The organism is Roseibium album, assembly GCF_001404515.1.
Lineage (GTDB): Bacteria > Pseudomonadota > Alphaproteobacteria > Rhizobiales > Stappiaceae > Roseibium > Roseibium album.
In genome coordinates this window covers 375932-398779 of record NZ_CXWE01000001.1, presented here as the reverse complement: position 1 = coordinate 398779, position 22848 = coordinate 375932, and the positions used below count along the sequence as shown (strand labels likewise).

The 22848-nt window shown below is 56.1% G+C and carries 24 protein-coding genes; 15 read left to right on the top strand and 9 right to left on the bottom strand.

Going from position 1 to position 22848, the window contains the following annotated elements:
- Positions 1–263 precede the first annotated feature (263 nt).
- Entirely contained in the window at positions 264–743 is a 480-nt protein-coding gene (locus LA5095_RS01855; RefSeq protein ID WP_055111424.1) for an SRPBCC family protein, read from the bottom strand.
- A gap of 338 nt (positions 744–1081) precedes the next feature.
- Here LA5095_RS01855 and LA5095_RS01850 point away from each other — a divergent pair, with 338 nt between their 5' ends.
- Positions 1082–1984, top strand: coding sequence for an MBL fold metallo-hydrolase (locus LA5095_RS01850; RefSeq protein ID WP_055111422.1), 903 nt, complete (start codon positions 1082–1084; stop codon positions 1982–1984).
- A gap of 5 nt (positions 1985–1989) precedes the next feature.
- On the opposite strand, the gene LA5095_RS01845 is transcribed toward LA5095_RS01850, so the two are convergent.
- Positions 1990–2976 (bottom strand): DUF1499 domain-containing protein, encoded by a 987-nt coding sequence (locus tag LA5095_RS01845; protein WP_055112636.1) that lies wholly within the window; start codon positions 2974–2976, stop codon positions 1990–1992.
- Positions 2977–3216: 240 nt separating this feature from the next.
- Between LA5095_RS01845 and LA5095_RS01840 the strand changes: the two genes are divergently transcribed.
- From LA5095_RS01840 to LA5095_RS01830, 3 genes are all read left to right on the top strand, one after another.
- Positions 3217–3609, top strand: a complete 393-nt coding sequence (locus LA5095_RS01840) for a hypothetical protein (RefSeq protein WP_055111420.1) — start codon at positions 3217–3219, stop codon at positions 3607–3609.
- A gap of 289 nt (positions 3610–3898) precedes the next feature.
- On the top strand, positions 3899–4042 hold the full coding sequence (locus LA5095_RS32895; RefSeq protein ID WP_172670762.1) for a hypothetical protein: 144 nt from the start codon (positions 3899–3901) through the stop codon (positions 4040–4042).
- Positions 4043–4478: 436 nt separating this feature from the next.
- On the top strand, positions 4479–5453 hold the full coding sequence (locus LA5095_RS01830) for a magnesium transporter CorA family protein (RefSeq protein ID WP_055111416.1): 975 nt from the start codon (positions 4479–4481) through the stop codon (positions 5451–5453).
- A gap of 36 nt (positions 5454–5489) precedes the next feature.
- Here the strand turns inward: LA5095_RS01830 and pdxH are convergent, their stop codons facing one another.
- On the bottom strand, positions 5490–6125 hold the full coding sequence (gene pdxH, locus LA5095_RS01825; RefSeq protein ID WP_055111414.1) for a pyridoxamine 5'-phosphate oxidase: 636 nt from the start codon (positions 6123–6125) through the stop codon (positions 5490–5492).
- Between the two features lie 80 nt (positions 6126–6205).
- On the opposite strand from pdxH, the gene LA5095_RS01820 reads away from it, so the two are divergent.
- Positions 6206–6673 (top strand): RT0821/Lpp0805 family surface protein, encoded by a 468-nt coding sequence (locus tag LA5095_RS01820; RefSeq protein WP_208992519.1) that lies wholly within the window; start codon positions 6206–6208, stop codon positions 6671–6673.
- Between the two features lie 202 nt (positions 6674–6875).
- Positions 6876–7883, top strand: a complete 1008-nt coding sequence (locus LA5095_RS01815) for a DnaJ C-terminal domain-containing protein (protein WP_055111410.1) — start codon at positions 6876–6878, stop codon at positions 7881–7883.
- Between the two features lie 168 nt (positions 7884–8051).
- Here LA5095_RS01815 and LA5095_RS01810 read toward each other — a convergent pair whose 3' ends face one another.
- Both LA5095_RS01810 and LA5095_RS01805 read right to left on the bottom strand, forming a co-directional pair.
- Complete coding sequence (locus LA5095_RS01810; protein ID WP_055111408.1) at positions 8052–8543, bottom strand: SRPBCC family protein; 492 nt, start codon at positions 8541–8543, stop codon at positions 8052–8054.
- 4 nt (positions 8544–8547) lie between these two features.
- Positions 8548–8889 (bottom strand): ArsR/SmtB family transcription factor, encoded by a 342-nt coding sequence (locus LA5095_RS01805; protein WP_055112634.1) that lies wholly within the window; start codon positions 8887–8889, stop codon positions 8548–8550.
- Between the two features lie 108 nt (positions 8890–8997).
- Here LA5095_RS01805 and LA5095_RS01800 point away from each other — a divergent pair, with 108 nt between their 5' ends.
- Genes LA5095_RS01800 through LA5095_RS01790 form a run of 3 tightly spaced genes read left to right on the top strand, consistent with a single transcriptional unit; the run spans position 8998 to position 10540 of the window.
- Positions 8998–9528 carry a MarR family winged helix-turn-helix transcriptional regulator gene (locus LA5095_RS01800; protein WP_055111406.1) on the top strand — a complete coding sequence of 177 codons (531 nt, stop codon included), beginning with the start codon at positions 8998–9000 and terminating at the stop codon, positions 9526–9528.
- Entirely contained in the window at positions 9525–9857 is a 333-nt protein-coding gene (locus LA5095_RS01795) for a hypothetical protein (protein WP_055111405.1), read from the top strand. The genes LA5095_RS01800 and LA5095_RS01795 overlap by 4 nt, the downstream gene beginning before the upstream one ends.
- Complete coding sequence (locus LA5095_RS01790) at positions 9854–10540, top strand: GNAT family N-acetyltransferase (RefSeq protein WP_055111403.1); 687 nt, start codon at positions 9854–9856, stop codon at positions 10538–10540. The genes LA5095_RS01795 and LA5095_RS01790 overlap by 4 nt, the downstream gene beginning before the upstream one ends.
- A gap of 47 nt (positions 10541–10587) precedes the next feature.
- Here LA5095_RS01790 and LA5095_RS01785 read toward each other — a convergent pair whose 3' ends face one another.
- A complete protein-coding gene (locus tag LA5095_RS01785; RefSeq protein WP_055112633.1) occupies positions 10588–11094 on the bottom strand; it encodes a ClbS/DfsB family four-helix bundle protein in 507 nt (168 codons plus the stop codon).
- Between the two features lie 278 nt (positions 11095–11372).
- Here LA5095_RS01785 and LA5095_RS01780 point away from each other — a divergent pair, with 278 nt between their 5' ends.
- Positions 11373–11768, top strand: a complete 396-nt coding sequence (locus tag LA5095_RS01780; protein ID WP_055111401.1) for a hypothetical protein — start codon at positions 11373–11375, stop codon at positions 11766–11768.
- A gap of 34 nt (positions 11769–11802) precedes the next feature.
- Here LA5095_RS01780 and LA5095_RS01775 read toward each other — a convergent pair whose 3' ends face one another.
- On the bottom strand, positions 11803–13125 hold the full coding sequence (locus LA5095_RS01775; protein ID WP_055111399.1) for an NAD(P)/FAD-dependent oxidoreductase: 1323 nt from the start codon (positions 13123–13125) through the stop codon (positions 11803–11805).
- Position 13126: 1 nt separating this feature from the next.
- Positions 13127–14452: an NAD(P)/FAD-dependent oxidoreductase gene (locus LA5095_RS01770; RefSeq protein WP_055111397.1), complete on the bottom strand. Its 1326-nt coding sequence runs from the start codon at positions 14450–14452 to the stop codon at positions 13127–13129.
- A 228-nt stretch (positions 14453–14680) separates the two neighbouring features.
- Here LA5095_RS01770 and LA5095_RS01765 point away from each other — a divergent pair, with 228 nt between their 5' ends.
- Both LA5095_RS01765 and LA5095_RS01760 read left to right on the top strand, forming a co-directional pair.
- Positions 14681–14911, top strand: coding sequence for a DUF3329 domain-containing protein (locus tag LA5095_RS01765; protein WP_208992518.1), 231 nt, complete (start codon positions 14681–14683; stop codon positions 14909–14911).
- A gap of 7 nt (positions 14912–14918) precedes the next feature.
- Positions 14919–17306 (top strand): fatty acid cis/trans isomerase, encoded by a 2388-nt coding sequence (locus LA5095_RS01760; RefSeq protein ID WP_208992517.1) that lies wholly within the window; start codon positions 14919–14921, stop codon positions 17304–17306.
- 7 nt (positions 17307–17313) lie between these two features.
- Here LA5095_RS01760 and LA5095_RS01755 read toward each other — a convergent pair whose 3' ends face one another.
- Positions 17314–18207, bottom strand: a complete 894-nt coding sequence (locus tag LA5095_RS01755; RefSeq protein ID WP_055111393.1) for a LysR family transcriptional regulator — start codon at positions 18205–18207, stop codon at positions 17314–17316.
- A 163-nt stretch (positions 18208–18370) separates the two neighbouring features.
- Here LA5095_RS01755 and LA5095_RS01750 point away from each other — a divergent pair, with 163 nt between their 5' ends.
- The 3 genes from LA5095_RS01750 to LA5095_RS01740 are packed head-to-tail and all read left to right on the top strand — an operon-like array spanning position 18371 to position 22698.
- Entirely contained in the window at positions 18371–19987 is a 1617-nt protein-coding gene (locus tag LA5095_RS01750; protein WP_055111391.1) for a GMC family oxidoreductase, read from the top strand.
- Positions 19984–21471, top strand: coding sequence for an aldehyde dehydrogenase family protein (locus LA5095_RS01745; protein WP_055111388.1), 1488 nt, complete (start codon positions 19984–19986; stop codon positions 21469–21471). Before LA5095_RS01750 ends, LA5095_RS01745 begins: the two co-directional genes overlap by 4 nt.
- Positions 21472–21486: 15 nt before the next feature.
- Entirely contained in the window at positions 21487–22698 is a 1212-nt protein-coding gene (locus tag LA5095_RS01740) for a mandelate racemase/muconate lactonizing enzyme family protein (protein WP_055111386.1), read from the top strand.
- The last annotated feature ends 150 nt before the right edge of the window (positions 22699–22848 follow it).

The window sequence follows — 22848 nt, the reverse complement described above, 5'->3', positions numbered from 1 at the left end:
TGGCTTCGCCGATCCTCGTAAATGGCGAGGCGGCAATTTGAGGCTCAGTGGCATCCTCTAATGATGATGGTGAAGACATGGATCTAAGCGTGAGTTTGGAAACCTGTGGGGTACACCACGTTTGGCTGACACTATTTCGACGCCTCAATAATTTGCAAGGTCGAAATAGGGCAACTCGTTGCTGGTGCCAGCCCAATTACCACACCAAGCATGTCAGGCAGGCGACAGACCATTTGATTTGTATATAAATGCAAAAGGCACGCTTATCGCCAGCTTACATTTGCAGCAGCGGTCTTCAGGTTCGAGATTATCCGTGGCCAACCGTCAGCTTGCTGCATCTGCACCAGATACTGCTCACCTTTTTCGCCGTGCCGAAGAAATTCGTTATGAACAATTTCAAGGCGGGTTTTTTCACCGGCTTCGCGAAAGTTGACCATAACGCGGCTGGCCGTAAGGGGATCGGCAATTTCCTCGCCCTCTTGGGAAACCTGCCATGCCAGACGAACATAAATCGGGGGTTCTATCGACAGCACCGTTCCCCAGATGCGCTGTCTTCCATTGCCGTCGATCTCGAAGCAGCTGCCTCCAACGCATGGCTCGATCCCCGGCTCCACCTGTCCTTCGCCCGGATTTCGAAAAGGTGAGACCCACCATGCGTCGAGCCGGTCAACACACAGCGAGAATGCCCGATCCCGCGGCAAGTCCAGCAAAAAGTCAAAGCGGCATTCCTGTTCATCGGCCATTCTTGTTCCACCAAGTTTCTGCTGCTGCACACATTTTATTTCGAATCACTGTAACCCATTGGCAGGCAAAGTTCCCTGTCCCGGGAGGCTCGCCTTCGAAATTGGACAGAGTGGCAACCTTGCCGAGTTGAAAACGGCCGACCTATGAGATCCCTTCCGTCTTCAATCGAATTTTGGCTGCCCTAGCCGATTCGAAAGTCATATACATGACGCAAGGGCCCGCCGCGGCCCCGAGTTCAATAGCCGGCCTGCCTGAATTTGACGAAAATGGTTGCCATCCCCACCGAACTGCTTGAGGTTCATTCGGGAAAAAGTCAAATTTCTGCAACCGGCCCTCAATGAAACACGACCGCGACTTCAATCCGGAATACGGAACTCCCGTTGAGATTTCCCCCGGCATCCGGCGCCTGACCGCTGAAAATCCCGGCCCCTTCACCTTCCGGGGAACGAACAGTTACCTGCTGGGATCGCGCCGGCTTGTGGTAGTCGACCCCGGCCCGGCATTGCCAGGTCACCTGAACGCCATTTTGAAGGCAGCAGATGGTGCTACAATCGAGGCAATCCTTGTAACCCACACACACATGGACCATTCGCCCGGCGCGCGTTTGCTCAAGAACGAGACCGGTGCCCCGATCGTAGGATGCGGACCGCATCGTGCAGCTCGCGACCTGTTCGAAGGCGAGGTCAATCCGCTCGACAGCAGCGGCGACAAAGAACACATTCCGGACCGGCTACTTACGGACAGCGAAACATTCACGGCGACTGAATTCTCCATCGAGACAATCGCAACTCCGGGACACACCGCAAACCACTTATGTTTCGCAATCCAGGGCGAGGACATCATTTTGTCGGCCGATCACGTTATGGGTTGGTCGACTTCGATCGTCGCGCCACCTGACGGCGCGATGCGGGATTACATGACTTCAATCGAAAAGATGCTTGATCGTTCTGAAAATACTTATTTTCCAGGGCATGGCGGTCGCATCCATGATGCACATTCCTATGTCCTCGATCTGAAACAGCACCGCCTCAACCGTGAGGCATCGATCCTTGCGACGGTTTCGGAGCGTGAACGGACGATAAAGGAGATCGTCGCGGAGCTCTATGCAGAGGTCAATCCCTCGCTGCATCCCGCAGCAGGTCTGTCCGTCTATGCACACCTGGAAGATCTCGTTGAACGCGGTCTGGTATCGGCACGTCCAGACCTCTCGTTGACAGCAGGCTACAAAAGAACCGCCTGAAGACCTTAACCCTCCAGGTCGGTCGCATCCGGATCATCTGGAGCCGATAACTCGTCATCCCCGAAATAGGGTTTGAAGCCCGGCAGAGGAACAACTTCTCGCGGATCTTCTACAATTTCAGGTGTCAGTTCGTCTTCCAGTTCGCCCTCCTCAACGGAGAGCCGTGCGAGATCCCCGTAAGTTTCCAGCAAAACGCGATCGATTTCGGCGAATACGGTTCTGATCTGGCCCGCGTTGGTGGAAAGATCCTGTAATGGGGTTCTGGAACGCGAGCGGACGTCCAGCAGCGCACCGACCTGATCGGGTCGTATGCGGAGCGCAACGTCGAACTTCAGTCCGAGATAACGCGTTACACCTTCAGCCTGTAATCGCGTTGCCGCATCCAGCAGGTCAGGCGGCAATTCGTCGACCACGGTCCAGTTCAGGTTTTCCAGCGCCTTGGCGCCGGCAACGTGTAGCTGGCCAGGAGCAATCCGGTATCGGCGAGGCACAATATCAGCAGAATTTCTCGACAGATCTCTGCCTTGAGAAGACGGGGAGATCGAAAGTCCGGACACCAATGGCCAAACGTTTTCTTCCAGCTTGACAGTCGCCCAGTTCAAAAACGGCTGCGACGATGCGATCTTCTCTGACTTGAGTTCAGGAGGATCGATCTTGTCTGTAGAAATGTCATTCGCCCCGGGACTGGCGACAAGTGTTCCGATCACAATAGACGGCGGCACGAGGGCAAGAACACCAAAGAACGTCCCGATCAACGCTTCAGAGACGCCAGGTCCACCATAGCTCCAAATGCGCTGGAATGCCGCCAAGGCAGCCACGATCGCGACAATGGCCAAAATTGCAGCGCAAGTCAGGGAAAGAACGAATACATCCGCATCGACCAGACCGAACCGTTTTGCAACAAAAGCGGTCAATGCGATGGCAAGCGCTATCGCACCAATGGTCCGGCTCACCGGCGCCGATGCTGTTTTGTAAACGGCGTATTGCTTCATTTCTTTCCAACCTGCATCGCAGGCCATGCTATGAGGCCGTGATCGGCAAAACCAGATTTGTTTTCTTGTTTACAGGCAAATTGTCAATTTTGAACTTCACTTCCGCAATCAGCTCATCATAAATTCGGTCGGTCAGGTTCAAGAATCATTTTCGCAACCGGCAACAAGTTGGAGCCCTGACCAAGCAGGGTGAACATCACTGGACCGAATTCCCGTCAACCGCCAAATGAAGCGCACCTTATGGCAAACCTGAACAAGCCGAATGTGGACGCACGAGTCGCAGGGCCGATTGCAACGAGTCTTGGAAACGTATTCGTTTGTTACGCGCTTATCCTGACGTTTTTTCTGGCCCCTCTGGCGCTGTTCATTGCAATGCGGTTTTCCGAACCTGCAGAACAAAGCGTATTTGCGCATTTTTATTACATCCGCACAACGATCGCTCTCTTGGTGATCGGTTGCTGTGTGGGAGGTCTGCTGATCCTGTTGGGGGCTGATCTGTCGTCCTCGCTCATCCTTGTCGGGCTCGCGATTTTTGTGCTGACCGGGTTTCTGACCCTGGCACGCTGTCTGGTCGGCGGATTCTGTGCGCTTCGCGGCAGGCCGCCAAGAAGTTACAGGTCCTACCTGGTGTAGCAACTATAAATTTATACCCTCATAAGTAGTAAAAATGGAAGAAAGTTAATCTTTACTTAACGATATACTTCAAATTCACTCCCCTTACGTTACATCCTGTTATAGAATTTGACTGGCTGAAATGGCTAAATAAGCGCATGATTTCTATGCCGGTTGCGGAAAAAATGGAATTGGCGAGAAACTCGCCCTTGGAATGCCGCAATTGGATACGACATGCACGCGGCCCGCAGTTATCCGCGCACCCAATTGCCAGTTAGCGGGAACTGGATAAGATAACGGACCTGGAAAAATGTCTGAACAAACATCCCACCCGAACGCCAAAGTTCCGGCGGGAGCCAAATTGATTAATCAATATAAGCCAGTCGGCATTGCCGCATTGAACGCCGCAGCACTCTGCAAGAACGCAGGCGCAGCGACGAAGAAAAACAAATAACCGGCCGCAATTTTCAGCGCCCGATTATTTCAAGACCTCTTGTCGGCCTCAGCCGGCCTCAACCGGTTTCTTCATCAGGTACCGCTGAGCTTGCCGTGTCCCGATCTGTTAGGCAAACTGCCGCCGACAAGGTCTATTGAGAATCGAAATTCATCGTGATTTCGAAGCAAGCCGCAGTCCGTCAACAGGCGAAAACAGCTGGCCGTCCCTTTCGAGTGACTGCCTGATCCGTTGCGCCGATTGCCCCTGCGACGTGCTTCTCGCCCCGAAGCTGCCCCAGTCGGATCAACCGGATCGTTCTGGCTGTTCATGCCGCCGCCGCTCATGTCGGTTGCTGCTCTCGGGGCAATCATCCGACACGATCGCAACTCATCAGGCCCTGGCACTTTTTCGCCGGTTACCACCGGCATGCCCTGTCCCATCGGAGACTGCCCTGATGATCATTGCCTATTGCCCGTCCGTAAAAGGCCTCGAACGTATCGAACTCGCAGCTGAGGCTCCCCTGCCTGCGACGTCGGTGTGGATAGATCTCGTTGCGCCGACACGCGAAGAGCAGAAGGCCGCTGAAAAGCTGATGGGCGCGGAAATCCCAACGCGCGAAGAAATCGCATCGATTGAAACCTCCGAGCGACTCTACGTGGAGCCCGGCGCGGTCGTCATGACGGCCCAGATGCCCATAGCGACCCGGACGCTGGATCCGATCCTGTCCTCCGTCACTTTTGTCCTGAGTGCCAAACGGCTGGTGACCCTTCGTTACGGGGAACCCAAGTCAATCTCCATTCTGTCCAAGAAAGTTCAGTCTGACCCCACAATCGCACATATGGGACCGGCCGTGCTCTTTGCGTTGCTCGACATTATTGTCGACCGCTGCGCAGATGAAATGGAAAGCGCATCGTCCCGCTACGACAACCTTGCTCTCCAGGTGTTCGGCGACGGGCTCAACATGCGCAAAACGGCCAGCTATCAGGTGGTGATAAAGCAACTTGGGCAAATCGGCCTGCACGTTGCCAAGATGCATGATGTGTGCACGAGCCTGTCACGCGCCCTTCTCTTCATGAATACCCACGCTAAGAGGCTCACCCTGACCGAGGAGCAGGTAACCGAGTTGAAGACCTATGGCCGCGATATCCGGTCAATCAAGGAACATGCAGACGCCCTGGACAACAAACTTGCCTTTCTGCTGGACGCCACTGTCGGGCTGGTCACACTTGAACAGAACCAGATTTCAAAAATCTTTACGGTCCTGGGTCTGGTCTTCCTGCCCCCTACCCTGATCGCCTCAATCTATGGCATGAACTTCGCCAACATGCCCGAACTCAACTGGGAACAGGGTTTTTTGTTTGCACTCGGTCTGATGCTTGCGTCCGTGATCGCAACATTTCTGTTTTTCCGCTGGAAGCGGCTGCTTTAGATCCGTGTCACGTCCGTATGCCGATCGCTGTTTCGCTCAAGGATATAGCCGCTCCTTGTCCCAGGGCTGGTCGGGACCCTCGCGCGTGAACAGAATTCGATCGTGCAGCCTGAATGGCCGGTCGTGCCAGAATTCGATGGATGTCGGCTCAAGCCGCATGCCTGACCAGTATTCCGGCCTTGGTATGTCTCCGATCCCGAATTTCGCGGTGAACCTGGCAACTTCCTTTTCCAGAGCGAAACGGCTTTCCAGAGGCCGGGACTGTTTTGACGCCCAGGCACCTATCCTGCTGCCGCGCGGACGGGACTGGTAATAAGTGTCCGCTTCATCGACGGTTACCTGATGGACCACGCCGCGCACGCGCACCTGACGTCGCAGTGACTTCCAGTGGAAGCACATTGCGGCCTTGCCGGACGACAGCAGCTCCCTGCCCTTCGCACTCTCGAAATTCGTGTAAAACACGAAGCCGCGATCATCGACGTCTTTCAAAAGGACCATGCGCACATTAGGCAAGCCGGACGGGTCAACAGTTGCAAGCGCAAGGGCATTCGGATCATTGGGTTCCGATGCCTTGGCGTCTTCAAGCCATTCAGAAAAAAGATCAAATGGTTTCTTGACCTCCGCGAAGTCACCTTTTGTTAACTCTTCAGAGGGATGCTTGAGGTCTGTCATAGGTTACCTGTCGAAGAATTCGATCGCCTGCAGCACGGCAAGAACATGCCAGCTTGGAGGCTGTCCGTAAGATGTTTCGTATGCGTTCATATACTCTCACGTACAACAAGATCCAGCCCTTTATGGGCATCATTGCGCTGCTTGGGAGCCTGCTTGCAGGCTGCGCGCAGGTTACAGTTCCGATAGGCAGCAACAATGTGGATACGCCCACTGTCCTGACGGGCTCGATTCCATCCTCGACCGATCAGGCCTATACAGACGTCAACGCGGAAGATCGTGCTGTCATTGCAGAAAACCTCGATTCGCTTGACCAGACCCTGGACAACTATGACGCCCGCCAGGACGTGCTGCTGTCCTGGTTGAATCCGATCAGTGGCAATTCAGGCACCGTGACAAGCATCAAGGCTGACGGACTCACTGAAACAGGGTGCCTTTCCTTCCAGACGACGGCAAACACAATTGCCGGCATCAGGCTTTACTCCGGAACGGCCTGCCGGGATATCAGCCAGAAATTCGCTGTGACAGCCCTCAGCGTCGCCGACGCTTGATCAGCCGATCAAATCGCCTCATAAGGAAGTGCTTTGTTGCTGGAGGCGAAGGACTGGAATTTTGCCCTCTTCGTTCCGATATAGTAGTTAAGTCCGGTCAAGTATTGTCTCAGGAAAACGCGCGCTTCGGAGCAGGTCATGTGTCCGGAGCGTTTATGCGTGAGGCGACAGGCTGGAGAATCTTAGAAACCTGGTGATGTGAATGCGAGATCCCTATAGCGTTCTCGGTGTGGCGAAAAGCGCCAGCGAGGGCGAGATCAAGAAGGCTTTTCGGAAGCTGGCCAAGAAATACCATCCGGATCAGAACAAGGACGATCCGAAGGCGCAGCAGCAGTTTGCCGAAGTGAATCAAGCCTATGAAATCATCGGCGACAAGGACAAGCGCGCCAAGTTCGACAACGGTGAGATCGACGCGGAAGGCAAGCAGCGCTTCCAGTCGAGGGGCTTTGACGGCTTTTCCGGATTTGAGGACTTTGGCGCTGCAGGCGGTGCACGCGGCCACAGGTCGGCGGGCGGCGGCAGCACTGGTGGCGGCGCTGGTGGCTTCGACGACATCCTGAACGACATCTTCGGCGGCTTCGGCGGTCGCGGCAACCGTCCGGGAGGCGGTCCCGGCGCCGGGCCAGGCGCTGGCTTTGCCGGTGGCAGCGCGCGCACGAAAACACCGCACAAAGCAAAAGGCAAAAATGCCGAAATCATTGCCCGCGTGTCGTTGGAAGACATCGTCAACTCCGGCAAGACCCAAGTCACACTGCCGAGCGGCAAAACAGTCAACGTGACCTTGCCGAAGGGTGTCGAGGAAGGCGAGAAAATTCGCCTGAAAGGCCAGGGTCATCCAGGTGAAAACGGCGGTCCGGCAGGCGACGTGATGGTCGAGATCCGGATCAGGCCACACACACTCTACGAGGTGAATGGTTCCGACCTCCACCTGGACTTGCCGCTGACGCTTTACGAGGCAGTGCTCGGCGCCAAGGTCCGCACACCAACGCTTTCCGGTGCCGTGAACCTGACCATTCCGCCAAATACGTCAAGCGGCAAGGCCATGCGCCTGAAAGGCAAGGGCCTGCCCAACAAGAACGACGGCCATGGCGACCTTCTTGTCAAACCCCAGATCATCATGCCGCATCATAGCGACGAAGAGCTGGAAACACTGATGAAGGCCTGGAAGGAAATCACGCCCTACCGAGCGCGTGGACCGGAGTTCGACTAGATACTGACCGGCTTGCAGCGCCAACGTGGCATAAAGATTTGGCCCACAAATTTTGTCATCTGACGCCACCCCGGCCTCGAGCCGGGGCAGCTTTTGCAAAGGGACCTGTCCTGTTTGGGTCCGGGACGGCACAGCAGGTTCGGTTTCCAGGAGTGCCGCCCGAGATCGTCAGCCCTGTAATTCTTCCAGCAGGTTCGCCAGCATTTCCATGCCCTTGCCCCAACCCTTGTCGAGGCCACTGATGGCTCCGGCAAAGCAGGTTATTTCCGCTTCGCTCGCCTCATGGGGTGTCCAGATGAGGCGTACTTCGGTCTGATCTCCAGCCTGTATGAAGGTCACGGTCGTCAGGAGAGTGCGCGGCCAGTCGGGCATCATCGGATTTGCTGAGATTTCCCAGTCCGCGTCGGAGACCGAATGTAGCCAGACAAGTTTTTCAGGCTCGACGACTTCAGTATATTCGACGCGTTGAAAGTGGGAGCCACCGCCGAATTTCATCTCGTTCAGCCAGAGACCTCCCGGCTGCACGTCCAGTTTGTGAATAACCGTTTCAACACCGGGCCCATACCAACGGGCCAGCAATTCCGGTTGGGTCCAGGTTTTCCAGACAAGTTCGCGCGGCGCATTGAAACGTCTTTCAAGAATGTATTCAGGCAATGACATTAATTTACTCCCACTGATCGGTGTTTTTGAGTTCTTCAAGAAGATTGTCGAGCTGGTCGAAACTGGAGGACCAGAATTTTCTGAATTCCTCAAGCCAGGCGACCGCCTCTTTCATCGGCTTCGCGTTGAGACGGGCCGGACGCCGTTGACGATCGGTTCCACGCGTTATCAAACCTGCACGCTCAAGAACCTTGAGGTGTTTCGACACAGCGGGCTGACTCATTTCAAACGGCTCGGCCAGTTCGTTCACCGACGCCTCGCCTGAAGCCAGTTTCGTCAAGATGGCCCGGCGAGTCGGGTCGGACAGGGCGGAAAACACTGCATCGAGGCCAGGTTTGCCAGACATATAACCAACTTGTTCCATAACTTAATGGTTATATCAAGCAATCGAATTGTCAAGTTGATTAATTTATATAACTTATTATATTACTAGTTATGCTTATGGAGTCTAACCATGATTGAAGATGTTGTCCGATCACTCGGGTACGGCACACTTGGCAGCAGGCTGAAACGGATCGGTGAAAAACTGCAGTCGCAAACACAGGAAATCAGCAACGAAGTTGCCAAGGCGGAGTTGTCCGCGTCGCTCAATCCGGTGCTGGCGACTCTTGATCGAAACGGCTCCCTTAGTATCGGTCATCTTGCAGAGGCGCTTGGACAAAGCCAGCCCGGTGTCACACGCATGGTCAACAAGCTGAAGGCTGCAGGGCTTGTCGAGAGCCAGCCGGATGAAAAAGACCGGCGTGTCAACAGAATCGCACTGACCGATCGCGGCGTTGCGCTCGTCTGGCATCTGCAGCAGACCCTGTGGCCCAAAGTCATGCTGGCGGTCAAGGATGCCTGTGCAGGACTGGAGGGGTCGCTTTTGCAACAGCTTTCCCAACTGGAAGACGCGCTTGACGAGCAACCGCTTAGGAAACGATGCTCCTCGGATTCCCTTCCCGACTGGAGTCGATTGGCACAGGAGATGGAGGACCCCCGATGATCAAACGCATCTGGCATGGCTGGACGACGCATGAAAACGCCGATCGGTACTTCGGTATCCTGACGGACACGGTCATTCCCGGCATCGAGGCCAAGACCATTCCAGGTTATCTCGGCATTGAAGTTCTGAGACGCGATCTGACAGATGAAGTGGAATTCAAAACCATCATGAGTTTTCGCTCGATTGACGATGTCATTGCCTTTCAGGGGCCGAATTATGCAAGAAGCCATGTTCCCGGTGCTGCACAGGAAGTTCTGAAGCGTTGGGACCAGACGGCCGAACACTATGAATTCCTTTTATCCCGGAACGCTGCAGGTGCCATGACATGACCAGTTTGCTGAACCGAGTTGTCTGGTCTGCTCTCACGACCCGCCAGGATCACTTTTCAAAGCGGGGAACGCTCGCTCGGAGGTTCGATCCAGAAATTTCGCCGTTTGCAGCCTCGAAAGACAATTCGGCAGATGCGCTCGCAGCCTTGACAGAGCTGATTTGCCCCGGCGACAAACCGGTCTTCCTGCTACAGGCTGAACAGATCACGCTTCCCGAAACGCTGGTCGCGGACAAGACCGCACTTGGCGTTCTGATGATGGAAAACACCGCCCGGGAACCTGAAGCCTCCGCTCCCATGATCGTGCCCCTGTCGAGTGACGACATTCCGGAAATGGTCGCACTTGCGGACCTCACTCAGCCAGGCCCTTTCACCAGACGCACCCCGGAACTCGGGACGTTCTGGGGCGTAAAACTGGACAATCGGCTGGCTGCCATGGGCGGCACGCGGTTGAACCTTGAAGGTTACACGGAGATCAGCGGTCTTTGCACGCATCCGGACTTTCAGGGGCGTGGACTGGCAACCGCCCTAACGCTTCACATTGCCAAAGTCATACGGAGCCGCGGCGACAAACCATTTCTTCACGCTTATGCAGACAATCATGGCGCGATTGCACTTTACCGCAAGCTCGGCTTTGACATCTGGAGCGAAGTAAACGTCGCGGTCGTCCGCCGGAGTTCCTGAGCTGCAGGCAGAACTGTCATGCACGACAACCCGGCAAAGTTCCCACCTTATTGGGGCTTGGAATTGAACCGCCTGATCCCCTGGCGCAAATACTTTGTTGCCGAACGATAGTGGCTCGGTCCCGCTGCTTCCGCCCAACGGCCCGTCGGCCAGGCATTGTTGGCGCCTTTCATCGGTGCGCTGTAGAGCTGATCGTCAGACAGGGACTCAATCAATCGCAGCAGCTTGTTGTGATTACGTTCAAGCAGCGCAACTGCTTCTGTCCAGGTCATCCCCTTCTGCCGAGCACGAAGGTCGGCGTTGTACCGCTTTGTTTCGTTCCATTTGTACCCCTCGGCGGGAAAGTAAACTGTCTTTTCCTCTTGCCCATCCAGATACCAGCCAAGGAACAGGTCGATCCAGTGCGCCCGATGAGCGACTATGTCCTTGGGCGAAACGCCTTCATCGTCCAGTTCAAGGCGAAGACCGGCAGGCAGGATATCAAGCAACCGGCAGAGTTTTTCAAATTCCTTCAGTGCAAGTGACAGGAGTTCCTGTTTCGATTTGGCCGCCATTGCATTCTCCCACCTGTTTCCGTGAATAAAGCGCAGCCAGTAAAAAGCGGCATTGATCTTTGCCAAGCCGCATGTCGAATGCCTGTCAAGTCGCCGGGCATCCGGCAAATCAATGCGGGAATCGCTGGCCTTCCGGATAGAACAACCCGAGCAACCTATCCAGAGCTGCATCTTGGCAACACGTGATTATTTTTACGCGTCAAACAGCATCAGTCATTGCAATTAAAAAGGGTGTCTTTTAGCCAAGTTACACTCGATAATAATGACAAGGTCAGACAATGCGCATTCTACTCGGCTTCATATTCCTAGCCCTGTTTTCCACCTTTAGCCTCGCTGACACGATCCGGGAAACAGTGCCGGCGAACAGAGCATCTGCCGTCGGCTCTCACGCCGTTTACGGACCCTATTGCGGCGCCGGCATCATTCCGAAAATGAAAGTTACCAGAGCTCCGAAAAACGGCTCGGTTTCGTTCAAGCAGGTCAGCGGAAAGCTTGGCGAAAATGCCGGTCGTTGTGCGGGAAAAACGGTCAAGGGTACGGTCATCGTCTACAAACCGAACCGGGGCTTCCGCGGCGAAGATGTCTTCAATGTAAGATTTACAATGGACATGCACACCTATGGGACTGCCAAAATCAGAAACGTGTCCAACAAATACATCATCCAGGTCAAATAGATTTCCGGAAAGGCTGATTAACCGGCTGGTTGCGTTACCGGTCAAGCCACCCGTAAATCCAGTAGGCGCCTTGCAGATACAATTTTCGGAAGGCCGGCAAGGGGAACTTTCGAAACGGAATTTGCAAAGGAGACGGCAGATCGTCCCGTCTCAGAGAGCCGGTTACCAGACCGGCGATCTTCTCACCGGATAGGGACGCCATCGCTATTCCGCTGCCATGCCAGCCCATGGCCGCGTAGATGCCGTCCATGCGCGGGACTTCCCCGACGAATGGCGTCAGGTTGCGCGCGAGACAGACATTGCCGTGCCAGGCAAATTCCGTCTCGACATGCGCCCATGCCGGAAACATGGTCTCAAAGTCGTTGCGGGCGCGCTTTTGCATGGCTGTCAGCGCGGGCGCCTTTTCGAAGATCCCTCCGCGGGTTCCAAACAGGAACCGTCTGTCGGGCAACAGGCGAAAATAATGCAGCAGTTTTCTTGTATCTGCAGCCATCGTGTCCGCGGTCCATCCCTGATCGGACAGCTCTCCTTCGCTCAGCGGACGCGTTACCTGGATGGATGACATGACCGGCAACGTGCGGCCATGCAACCATTTCGGCACGGTCTCACGGGCATAACCGTTGCCTGCCAGCACGATCTTTTTGGCCCTGACGTATCCATGCTCCGTTTCCAGGCGCCAGCACTCACCATCCTGATTCACACCAGTGACCGGTGACTTGCCAAAGATCCGACCACCAGCCTGGCGCACTTGATCACCGAGTGCGAGTAGATACTTCAGCGGATTGAGGGCAAAGCCATATGGCATATGCAGGCCACCATGGAATTCCGGACCACCATACCCTTCCGAATCCAGTTCACTCTTTCCAAGAACGCGGGTCCTGATGCCGAAGTTATCCTTGAGGAATGCCGCCTCTTCCTTCAGGCTTGCAAGATCCTTCGGACGATGCGCCAGACAGATTTCTCCCTTCGAGTGACAGTCTGCATCGACACCCCAGTTTTCGAGCCGTTGTGCAACAAGATTGATCCCCGCGACCTGATAGGCGGCGAATTTCCGCGCCTCATCAAGCCCAAACCTCCTGATCAGCTGGCGTGCATCGAGTTTCGTTCCACCCAGGCAACAGAAACCTCCGTTTCGTCCGGACGCACCAAAACCGACATGTTCGGCTTCCAGAACTCCAATCGAAAGTCCGCTCTTTGCAAGCTTCAACGCCGCGCTGAGACCGGCGTAACCAGCCCCGATAACAGCGACATCAAAATGCGCATTGCCGATCAGCTGCCGGTCCTGACGCACGTGGTCGACGCTTGCCTCCCAATAGCTGCCTATCGTTTCGCGCGGGGTCCTGCTCTGCTGCAACATGTCAAAACCCGAGCCTGTCGCGAAGCGAAAACCATGTCATTGCCAGAACCAGAAGCGGAAACCGCAGACGATCCCCGCCCGGAAATGCGGGAATTTCCAGCTTGTCGAAAACATCGAACCGACCGGCGGTCCCCGATACTGCCTCTGCCAGGATCTGTCCGCCGAGGGTCGCCATGGCGACACCGTGCCCTGAATAGCCCGTCGCAGTCAGCATGTTGGGGGCCAGCCTTGCAAAATAGGGCATGCGTTTCGGCGTTATCGCCAACGTGCCTCCCCAGCCATAGTCAATGCCGACATCTTTCAGTTGCGGGAATATCTCCAGCATGGGAGCACGGACAAAGGACTTGATATCGTCCGGAAACCTGTAACCGTAATTTTCACCACCGCCGAACAGGAGGCGGCGGTCCGCGGAAAGACGGAAATAGTTGATGACAAACTTGCTGTCGGCAACGGCGGCATTGTTTCCAATGAGCTGCTTTGCTTCTTCTTCGGAAAAAGGTTCTGTCGCCACGATGTAGTTGTTGATCGGCATGACGTGAGCAGCCGTCTGGCGATCGAGGCGGCCGAGATAGCCGTTGCATGCCAGGATAAGGTGGTCGGCCTTGACGTCGCCCGTTGCCGTCCTGACCGTAATCCGCCCGCTACCCTTGCCATCAATCCCGGTGACCCTCGTTTCTTCGAAAATCTTCGCACCGGCGGCCTGGGCGGCACCGCCGATCCCCAGCGCAAAGTTCAGTGGATGAAGATGTCCGGCGCCCAGGTCGAGCGATCCGCCGAAATAACGCGGGCTGCCGACATGTTGCCCTATCTCGTCACCATCGACGAACCGGATGTCCTCATAGCCATAAACGAGCCGCAGATGCTCGACATAGTCACGGCTCTCCTCGACATATGACTTTCGGTGGTCAGCATGAAGAATGCCAGGGGAGTAATCACAGGCGATGCCATGACGCGAAATCAGCCCCCTGACGAGGGCTTTTGACTCTTCCGCCAGACCCCACAGGAGTTTTGCATGTGCCTGTCCGTGACGTTGCTCCAGCTCGGTCTGCTCCACACGCTGCCCCGATCCAACCTGCCCGCCGTTGCGCCCTGAAGCCCCCCAACCAATCCTGTTTGCTTCCAGAAGAACAACATCCAGCCCTTTCTCGGCCAAATGAAGGGCAGCGGACAGGCCGGTATAGCCTCCTCCGACGATGCAGACCTGGCAGTTCAGCGTTTCATCAAGCCGCGGGTGAGCCGTCATCGCATTTGCTGTCGCAGCATAGTAGGAAGGCGCGTGGCATCCCGGCGTGTCGTTCGCCGTCAGGAGATCAAGCGTTGTCAGCATCGCGGATCGCCAGCTCCCTTTTGAAAGGATTGCGTGTTCTGGTCCGAATTGCGCTCACCTTCTCTCGTTCACGCGGCGGATTCAAGACGAAATCAACCTTCGGTGAGCAAGTTTTGCTTGATTTTGCAAGCCCTTGCCATTCACCTTGCGTTAAATTGACGGTCTTGACAGTTTCGGCGCGTCCGATGAAATGATCGAGCCCGCATGACCCGGAAGGAAGGCAAAACTGTGTTAGGACCTGCAGAACACCCCTGGCTAGATCCGTTGTGGCGACGCATTGTGCTTGTCGTATTTTGTGGTGGCTGGGCAGTGATGGAATACGCTCTCGGAAATTCCGGATGGGCAATTTTCGTCGGAGCTGTCGCACTTTACGCGGCCTGGTCCTATCTTTACGCATACAAGGGACCTGAAGACCCCACCCGGCAGACCCGGCCAAGAATGGACGAAGACGGGGGATAGATGCAGCATGCGGCGCAGGATTCTTTCACTAATTCGGCAGGTTGCCAGTCTTGGAAAGATCCATGGCATGCTCTGTCTTCTGCTGCTGCCCCTGATCTTTGCTGTCATCGATTCTGCTTCGGCGAGTGACACGAAGGAAGCTTCATCCCATTCGACGATCCAGGATGTTCTCAACAAACGCTGTGTTGTCTGCCATGGCTGCTATGATGCGCCCTGCCAGTTGAAACTTTCATCGGCAGACGGATGGCAACGCGGCGCCACGAAGGCGAGGGTGTACGATTCCTCGCGCCTTGAAGATGCGCCGATGACGCGGCTCGGCATTGATGCGAGGACGGTTCCCCAATGGCGTGAAAAAGGATTTTTTTCGGTCAACGGCGGCAGCGGGCACCAGTCCATGCTCGAGCAGCTCCTGAAGGCCGGACGCAGCCAGGATTTCAAACCGGGCGCTGCCCTGCCCGACAGCCTCGACATCAGCCCGCTGAGAAAGAACAGCTGCCCGACACCGTCTGAAATCAGCGGTTTTTTGGCTGATCACCCTTTCGCCGGCATGCCCTTCGGAACCGCTCCGCTTCCCGACGAGGACTATCGTCGTCTTCTCGCCTGGGCATCCGATGGTGCCCCCGCGGATACGAGCGCAACGGTCATTCCCCAGAACATTGCAGACGAAGTCCGCAGGGTTGAGGCTTTCTTCAACAGGGAGACGCTCAAATCGAAACTTGTTGCCCGCTACATTTTCGAACATCTCTTTCTGGCGCATCTCTACATTGAAGGTGACAGTCCACGGCGTTTCTTCCGCCTCATCAGATCCAGCTCGGCACCAGGCTCCGAACCGGATGAAATCCCCTCCCGCCGTCCGTTCGATGATCCCGGAGGTCGCTTCTTCTATCGGCTGGTTCCGATCGATGGCACAATTCTCCACAAGGAACATATTGTCTACGAGATCGGTCAGAACCGGCTGCGCCGCTTCGAGGACCTGTTCCTTTCGAACGACTGGACGATTGACGAGCTTCCGTCCTACTCCAAGGAGGCTGGCGGGAACCCCCTTTCCACCTTTAAGGCACTTCCGCCACACAGCCGGTACCAGTTCCTGTTGGACGATGCGCTGTTTTTCGTGCGCACCTTCATTCGAGGTCCCGTCTGCTACGGGCAGGTTGCGGTCAATGTTATCCAGGATCGATTCTGGATATCGTTCCTGGACCCCGCTTCAGATCTGTCGGTCACCGATCCGACCTACCTTCAAGACGCGATTCCGATCCTCGAACTTCCGGTCGCCGTTTCGGACGACAAGATAACAGAGCGCCTCAAGAGTTTTCTCCTGGTTGGGCCCGTCAAGTATCAGGCCTTCCGGCAAAAGCGCTATGCCGAGAAAGCCAGGACAGACGGCGGCCTCGGGTATTCTGATATCTGGGATGGCGATGGAACCAACATCGATGCACGGCTGACGATTTACCGGAATTTTTCCTCCGCCTCGGTGGTCACCGGGTATCAGGGAGCCTTTCCGAAAACTGCCTGGGTAATCGACTTTCCCCTGTTTGAAAGGGTCTACTACGATCTCGTCGCAGGCTTTGATGTTTTCGGGAATGTGGAGCACCAGCTGACGACCCGGATGTACATGGACAATCTTCGCCGCGAGGGTGAAAGGATGTTCCTGTATTTCATGCCACCCGACGTCAGGGAACCACTCCATGACAGCTGGTACGAAGGACCACTCGCCACACTGATCGATCAATGGAAGGAAAGTCCTCTCGATACCGAGACACCAACAGGTGTTGACTTCAAAACGGACCATCCCAAGTCCGAATTCCTGTCTGAACTGCTCAAGACTGAACCCGATCTCTGGCCAGCGAGCGACCCTATCAACCGTTGCGACGGCAATAATTGTGCGCAGCAGACCACTGTCGCCGGTCAGTTGCGTCCGCTGAGCGGACATCCTGCTCCATTCGTGAAATTCCTGCCCGACATTTCAATACTCATTATCGAGGACGGGCAGACGGAGGACATTTTCACGATTGCGCACGATATGGCCCACAGCAATGTTGCATTTATCTTCAACGAAGATCTGCGGCGGGAACCGGAAGAGGACGAACTTACAATCGTGCCGGGCCAGTTCAGCAGCTACCCGAATTTCGCATTCAGAATGGATGCAAAAGACGTCCCCGCCTTTGTTGAGGATGTCAGGTCCATCCGCAGCCAACAGGACTATCTGAAGGTGGTAGAGACATATGGTGTGCGCAGAACCGATCCCCGGTTCTGGCAAACCTACGATCTTGTCCAGTCCCGCCTCAACGAGCAGAGTGCTGTCCAGGCCGGACTTCTTGACATCAACCGATACCGCGACCCCAAACCCCTGGATCCCATCGAAAGGCTGTTTCAATTCACCTTTTCGGTCGATTGATGAACGGTCACAGATCCTTGGCTCCCAGTTCACCGATCAACCAGCTGCAAAAAATCTGAGCGTCTGACCCCAGACCCTGCCGCGGACCGGAGGTGACCAGATAGTAGCTGTGGCGGCTCTTGATTTTCCTGTCACAGGAAAGAACCAGCCGCCCGGTTTCCAGGTAGGGCTGCGCGAGCGTTTCAAGCACGAGAGCATGGCCATGGCCGAGAGCGGCCAGTTCCAATGCAGACAGCGTCTGGTCCACCTGAAGCCCGGTCCGTCGTGGCGCAGGATGCCCGAAAGCCCTGAAGAAGCTCTCCCAGGTGTCTATCACGCCCATGATGTCGAGCCGCGAGGCATGCGCCAGCGTATCAAGATCCCTCTCCCTGACGTCAAACGAGAATTGGGGATGACAAACGGGGACGATCGGATCGTTCAACAGGAACTCAACAGCTCCGTCCCGCCAGCTGCCGTCACCAAAGCGGATATCAATGTCAAAGAGATCCGGGTTCAGCGTTTCGGCCCAAGACGCCGACATCATCTGCAGTTCAATTTCCGGAAAAGCCTGCTGGAACGACTTCAAACGCGGAATCATCCAGAGCTGGCTGAAACTGTTCAGACAGCGGAAACGGACCGGCTTGCGATCCCGTTCGCCGAAAACCGAGACCGTGGCGATGGAAAGGTCCGAGAACGCCTTTTCGACACTGGGCAAATAGGTTTGGCCCAGTCTTGTGAGGACGAGTTCACGGTGAACCCTTTCAAAGAGCGGATAGCCAAGCTTCTGCTCCAGCTGACGCACCTGGTAACTGACCGCTGCCGGTGTAATCAACAGTTCTTCTGCCGCCCGGGTAAAGTTGCCAAGGCGAGCCGAAGCTTCGAACGCACGAAGCCATGACAGGGGTGGGAGGCTATAGACCATATCTCTAGGCTCAGCGTTTTTTGCAACACCCGACATTTCGTATTCGGAAACAGGTTCTTCCTACAAAATTTTTCAATGCTTCTCCAAATATTTTTTCGTTTCATGGATTTTGCAATCTCGTGGAAACTTCGCGGCAGACACAACACGACAGCCGGTGTCACCAATGCAAAGAGCCGATTACATCATCGTCGGAGCCGGGTCTGCCGGATGCATCCTTGCGGAGCGCCTGAGTGCCGACCCGCACTCCACCGTGCTTTTGCTGGAAGCCGGGAGCGCCGACAATTCACCCTGGGTACGATTGCCTCTGGGATATGCCAAGCTTGTCTCAGATCCAAAGTGCACCTGGCAATTCAAGACGGAGCCGGACACGGGCCTGAATGGACGCAGTATTTCCTGGCCGAGGGGCCGCATGCTGGGGGGATCGGGTTCTGTCAATGCCATGGTTTATTGCCGCGGCCTTCCAAGAGATTTTGAAGACTGGGAGGCATCCGGAGCAGAAGGCTGGGGTTGGCGGGACGTCAAACCTGTATTCGAACGCCTGGAAACGAAAGTGTCGCCCAGCGGCAGAAAAATGGGATGCGGCTGGATCCACGTCCAGGACACGTCGAAACAGATACACAGACTTAATCGCCATTTCTTTTCGGCACTCGACGAGGCAGACCTGCCACGGTCGGACGATTTCAACGGCGCAGCGCCCGAAGGCGGTGGCAACTACCACATCAATACGAAAGACGGGAAGCGCTGTTCGTCCGCACGCGCCTTCTTGCATCCGGCCCTGTCCCGCCCGAATCTCGAACTGCTTACGGAAACACAGGCCAAACGGGTCCTCTTTGAGGGCAACACGGCTGTCGGCATCGAGCTGACGAGCGGTGAAGTGCTTCGTGCCGATCGGGAGCTCATCCTTTCAGCCGGCGCCATCGGCTCACCCCAGCTGTTGCAAGTATCCGGGATAGGTCCGGGTAACCTGTTGCAGGATCTTGGAGTTCCCGTGCTTGTTGCCAACCCCAATGTCGGCGGAAACCTACAGGATCACCTTGCCGCCAACTTCACGTTTCGGGCCAAAGAAGCAACGCTCAATGCCGTGTTGCGCCCCCTGGCGGGCCGGGCACGTGCCGCCCTGCAATATGCGGTTACACGAAAGGGCCCTCTTGCGCTGTCTGTGAACCAGTGCGGCGGGTTCCTGAAATCGCAATCCGGGTTGGAACATCCAGATCAACAGCTTTACTTCAATCCCATCAGCTATCGGCTGCTCCCGAACGGCAACACGGCAAAGCTGACCCTGGATCCCTTCAACGGCTTCATCATCTGTGCGCAACCGACCCGGCCAACCAGCCGGGGACGCATCGATATCAAAAGCGTGGACAGTACTGTTGCTCCCTTGATCCAGCCGAATTCGCTTGCAACGGAAGAAGATCGCGAAGCGGTCATTGCCGGCGGCCGGCTTTGCCAGAAAATCATGTCGAGCCAGGCCATGCGCTCTGTTGTGGACGCATCCGTCGCACCTCATCTGGAAACGCTCGACGGCAAAGGAATTCTGGCCGATTTCCGCGACCGTGCCAGCACCGTCTATCATCCGGTCTCGACCTGCCGGATGGGTAAAAATGCAGAAACATCGGTGATCGACAGCCGTCTCAAGGTTCACGGAGTTGACGGCCTGAGAGTTGTCGACGCCTCTGCCTTTCCAAATATTACCTCGGGCAATACCAATGCCCCAACCATGATGCTTGCCCTGAAAGGGGCTGACCTCATCCTTCAAGACCGGAAACGAGCCACGCAATGACAGCTCATGACATCGCACAAGATTATCTGAAGACCGGCAGGCTTGCAGCCCTGCCCGATGGCCACTTCATTGACGGCAAGACCACGCAGCCATCGAACCGGAAAATGGAAAGCTTCGATCCGGGACGGGCGGAGGCCTTCGCGGAATTCTCCCTCGGTGAAGAGACCGACATGGATCTTGCCATTGCGTCAGCCGAAACAGCCGCACGGCACTGGCGGCAGGTGACGCCGGGCGAGCGTTGCAGGATCCTGAACAATGTCGCCCGCCTGTTTCGAGAGAATGCCGACCGGCTTTCAGTGATCGAAGTGGTCGACAGCGGCAAGACCCTGGCGGAAGCACAGGGCGACATTCAATCCTCCGCGCGGCTGTTCGAATATTACGCAGGCGCCGCCGACAAGCTTGACGGGCGGTCCGTCAATCTCGGGCCAGCCTACACAGCCTTTACCGTGCGCGAACCGGTCGGGGTTACCGGGCATATCATTCCCTGGAACTATCCAACATCGACCTTTGCGCGCGGTGTCGCACCTGCGCTTGCCGCAGGATGTTCGGTTGTTGCAAAGCCAGCGGAGACAACACCCTTCACCGCCCTCGTGATGGCAGAACTGCTCTGCGAGGCAGGTGTGCCGGCGGGGCTGGTCAATGTCGTCACCGGCCTTGGCGCGGATATCGGTGCCCGGATGGCACGTGACCCGCGGATCAAGCAACTGACGTTCACAGGGTCCGTTTCGACAGGCATCAATGTTGCCCAGATGGCAGCCCCCAACGTCACGCGGCTGACCCTGGAACTTGGCGGCAAGTCTCCCCTGATCGCCTTCAGTGATGCAGACCCTGAAAAAGTGGCGGACGGAGCCTACTGGGCGATCTTCTCCAATTCCGGTCAGATCTGCTCTGCCGGGTCCAGGCTCATCATGCACAAGGCGATCCGCGACGATGTTCTTGCCATTCTTGGTGAGCGGGCAAAGTCGATCAGGACCGCACACGGACTGACCGCACCGGATATGGGTGCGATCAACTCGGAGCTGCACCTGTCGCGGATCAAGGCGCATGTCGAAGCAGCGAAAGGCCGCGGCGCCCACCTTCTGACCGGCGGCGACGTGACGGTCGACGCCGACACCGGCAAGGGCTGGTTCTTCCAGCCGACCGTAATTGCCGACCTTGAACCTGATGACCCGGCAGTACAGGAAGAGATATTCGGGCCGGTGCTCTCGGTTCAGAACTTCGACACCGAAGACGAGGCCATACAACTGGCCAACGGCACGGAATTCGGCCTGATCGCGAGCGTTTATACCCAGGATGTCAGCCGGGCAATGCGGGTCGCCTCGGCCATGGACTGCGGCCAGGTATCGATCAACGACTACTGGGCCGGCGGATTGGAACTGCCATTCGGCGGCAACAAGAAATCCGGCTATGGACGCGAAAAAGGCTGGGAAGGACTCGATGCCTATACCAAGGTAAAGTCGATCACGATCAGCAACGCCAGTTAGGTCAGGACCTGTTTGATGAAACTCGACCAAATCGAGACCTTCGTTGTCGGAAACCCACCGCCTCGTCATGGCGGCCGGTATTTCATTTTCGTCAAGCTGGTCACACGTTGCGGTACAGTCGGCTATGGCGAAATCTACAACGCCACGTTCGGCCCGCATCTCGTGGCGGAAATGGCCAGAGATGTGTTCCAACGTCAGTTCGAGGGCGAAGATCCTCACCACATCGAGCGGCTTTGGCACAAGACCTACGGTGCCGGTTATACCCAGCGGCCGGATGTTTCCGTGATGGGAGTTCTCTCCGGTCTGGAGATGGCCTGCTGGGACATCATCGGAAAAGCGGCAGGCAAACCTGTTTATGAGCTACTTGGTGGCCGGGTTCACGAGCGTCTTCGGTCCTATACCTATCTCTATCCCAACGATGGTGACGTTTATCCGGATCCGGACACTCCAAATGTCTACAACGATCCCGACATTGCTGCTGCGGCAGCCATCAAGGCCGTCGAACAGGGCTTTACCGCGGTCAAGTTCGACCCGGCCGGACCCTACACGATCTATGATGGTCACCAGCCGAGCCTTCGGGATCTGGATCGCTCGGAAGGATTTTGCAGGACCATCCGAGAGGCTGTCGGTGACAGGGCTGATCTTCTTTTCGGAACACACGGCCAGTTCACCGTGTCCGGCGCCAAGCGCATGGCCCGCCGTCTGGAAGCCTATGATCTGCTCTGGTTCGAAGAGCCGATCCCGCCGGAAAAGCCGGAAGACATGGCTGAAGTTGCACGCTACACATCCATACCGGTCGCGACGGGTGAAAGGCTGTGCACGAAATACGAGTTTTCACGCGTTCTGGACACCCGGGCCGCCAGCATTCTGCAGATGAATCTCGGCCGCGTTGGCGGCCTGCTCGAAGCCAAGAAAATCGCCGCCATGGCGGAGTGCCATTCCGCCCAGGTCGCTCCCCATCTTTACTGCGGCCCACTGGTAGCACTTGCCAATATCCAGCTGGCGACATGCAGTCCGAATTTCCTGGTGCTGGAGTCGATCCGGACGTTCGATGGTATCTATTCCGATCTGCTGACCACCCCGATCCGATGGGAAAACGGCTACGTTCTTCCCTCTTGTGAACCCGGACTGGGGCATGATCTTGATGAAGACGTGGCCCGTGCACATCCTTATGAAGGCAACGAGTTACACCTGGGTCTGCAGGAAGATCCGGCCCGGCCACTTTGATGGAAATGACGTCGTGAACGGTCTGACACGTTAGTCGGGCAGAAAACGAAACAGTCCGGTCGGCCAGCCTCGTGGCGCGACGCGACTATGTTCCGTGTTTGCAAAAACGATGGGATCCGTTGGGCGAAGGGCCTGCCTGACATCTGGGAC

Coding starts and splice junctions, on each gene's coding strand:
- LA5095_RS01840 (WP_055111420.1), top strand. CDS start 3,217: ATGGCAAACCTGAACAAGCCGAATGTGGACGCACGAGTCGCAGGGCCG.
- LA5095_RS01790 (WP_055111403.1), top strand. CDS start 9,854: ATGACCAGTTTGCTGAACCGAGTTGTCTGGTCTGCTCTCACGACCCGC.
- LA5095_RS01740 (WP_055111386.1), top strand. CDS start 21,487: ATGAAACTCGACCAAATCGAGACCTTCGTTGTCGGAAACCCACCGCCT.
- LA5095_RS01795 (WP_055111405.1), top strand. CDS start 9,525: ATGATCAAACGCATCTGGCATGGCTGGACGACGCATGAAAACGCCGAT.
- LA5095_RS01845 (WP_055112636.1), bottom strand. CDS start 2,976: ATGAAGCAATACGCCGTTTACAAAACAGCATCGGCGCCGGTGAGCCGG.
- LA5095_RS01770 (WP_055111397.1), bottom strand. CDS start 14,452: ATGCTGACAACGCTTGATCTCCTGACGGCGAACGACACGCCGGGATGC.
- LA5095_RS01780 (WP_055111401.1), top strand. CDS start 11,373: ATGCGCATTCTACTCGGCTTCATATTCCTAGCCCTGTTTTCCACCTTT.
- LA5095_RS01750 (WP_055111391.1), top strand. CDS start 18,371: ATGCAAAGAGCCGATTACATCATCGTCGGAGCCGGGTCTGCCGGATGC.
- LA5095_RS01830 (WP_055111416.1), top strand. CDS start 4,479: ATGATCATTGCCTATTGCCCGTCCGTAAAAGGCCTCGAACGTATCGAA.
- LA5095_RS01805 (WP_055112634.1), bottom strand. CDS start 8,889: ATGTCTGGCAAACCTGGCCTCGATGCAGTGTTTTCCGCCCTGTCCGAC.
- LA5095_RS01745 (WP_055111388.1), top strand. CDS start 19,984: ATGACAGCTCATGACATCGCACAAGATTATCTGAAGACCGGCAGGCTT.
- LA5095_RS01775 (WP_055111399.1), bottom strand. CDS start 13,125: ATGTTGCAGCAGAGCAGGACCCCGCGCGAAACGATAGGCAGCTATTGG.
- LA5095_RS01800 (WP_055111406.1), top strand. CDS start 8,998: ATGATTGAAGATGTTGTCCGATCACTCGGGTACGGCACACTTGGCAGC.
- LA5095_RS01850 (WP_055111422.1), top strand. CDS start 1,082: ATGAAACACGACCGCGACTTCAATCCGGAATACGGAACTCCCGTTGAG.
- LA5095_RS01755 (WP_055111393.1), bottom strand. CDS start 18,207: ATGGTCTATAGCCTCCCACCCCTGTCATGGCTTCGTGCGTTCGAAGCT.
- LA5095_RS01820 (WP_208992519.1), top strand. CDS start 6,206: ATGCGTTCATATACTCTCACGTACAACAAGATCCAGCCCTTTATGGGC.
- LA5095_RS01760 (WP_208992517.1), top strand. CDS start 14,919: ATGCGGCGCAGGATTCTTTCACTAATTCGGCAGGTTGCCAGTCTTGGA.
- LA5095_RS01855 (WP_055111424.1), bottom strand. CDS start 743: ATGGCCGATGAACAGGAATGCCGCTTTGACTTTTTGCTGGACTTGCCG.
- pdxH (WP_055111414.1), bottom strand. CDS start 6,125: ATGACAGACCTCAAGCATCCCTCTGAAGAGTTAACAAAAGGTGACTTC.
- LA5095_RS01785 (WP_055112633.1), bottom strand. CDS start 11,094: ATGGCGGCCAAATCGAAACAGGAACTCCTGTCACTTGCACTGAAGGAA.
- LA5095_RS32895 (WP_172670762.1), top strand. CDS start 3,899: ATGTCTGAACAAACATCCCACCCGAACGCCAAAGTTCCGGCGGGAGCC.
- LA5095_RS01815 (WP_055111410.1), top strand. CDS start 6,876: ATGCGAGATCCCTATAGCGTTCTCGGTGTGGCGAAAAGCGCCAGCGAG.
- LA5095_RS01810 (WP_055111408.1), bottom strand. CDS start 8,543: ATGTCATTGCCTGAATACATTCTTGAAAGACGTTTCAATGCGCCGCGC.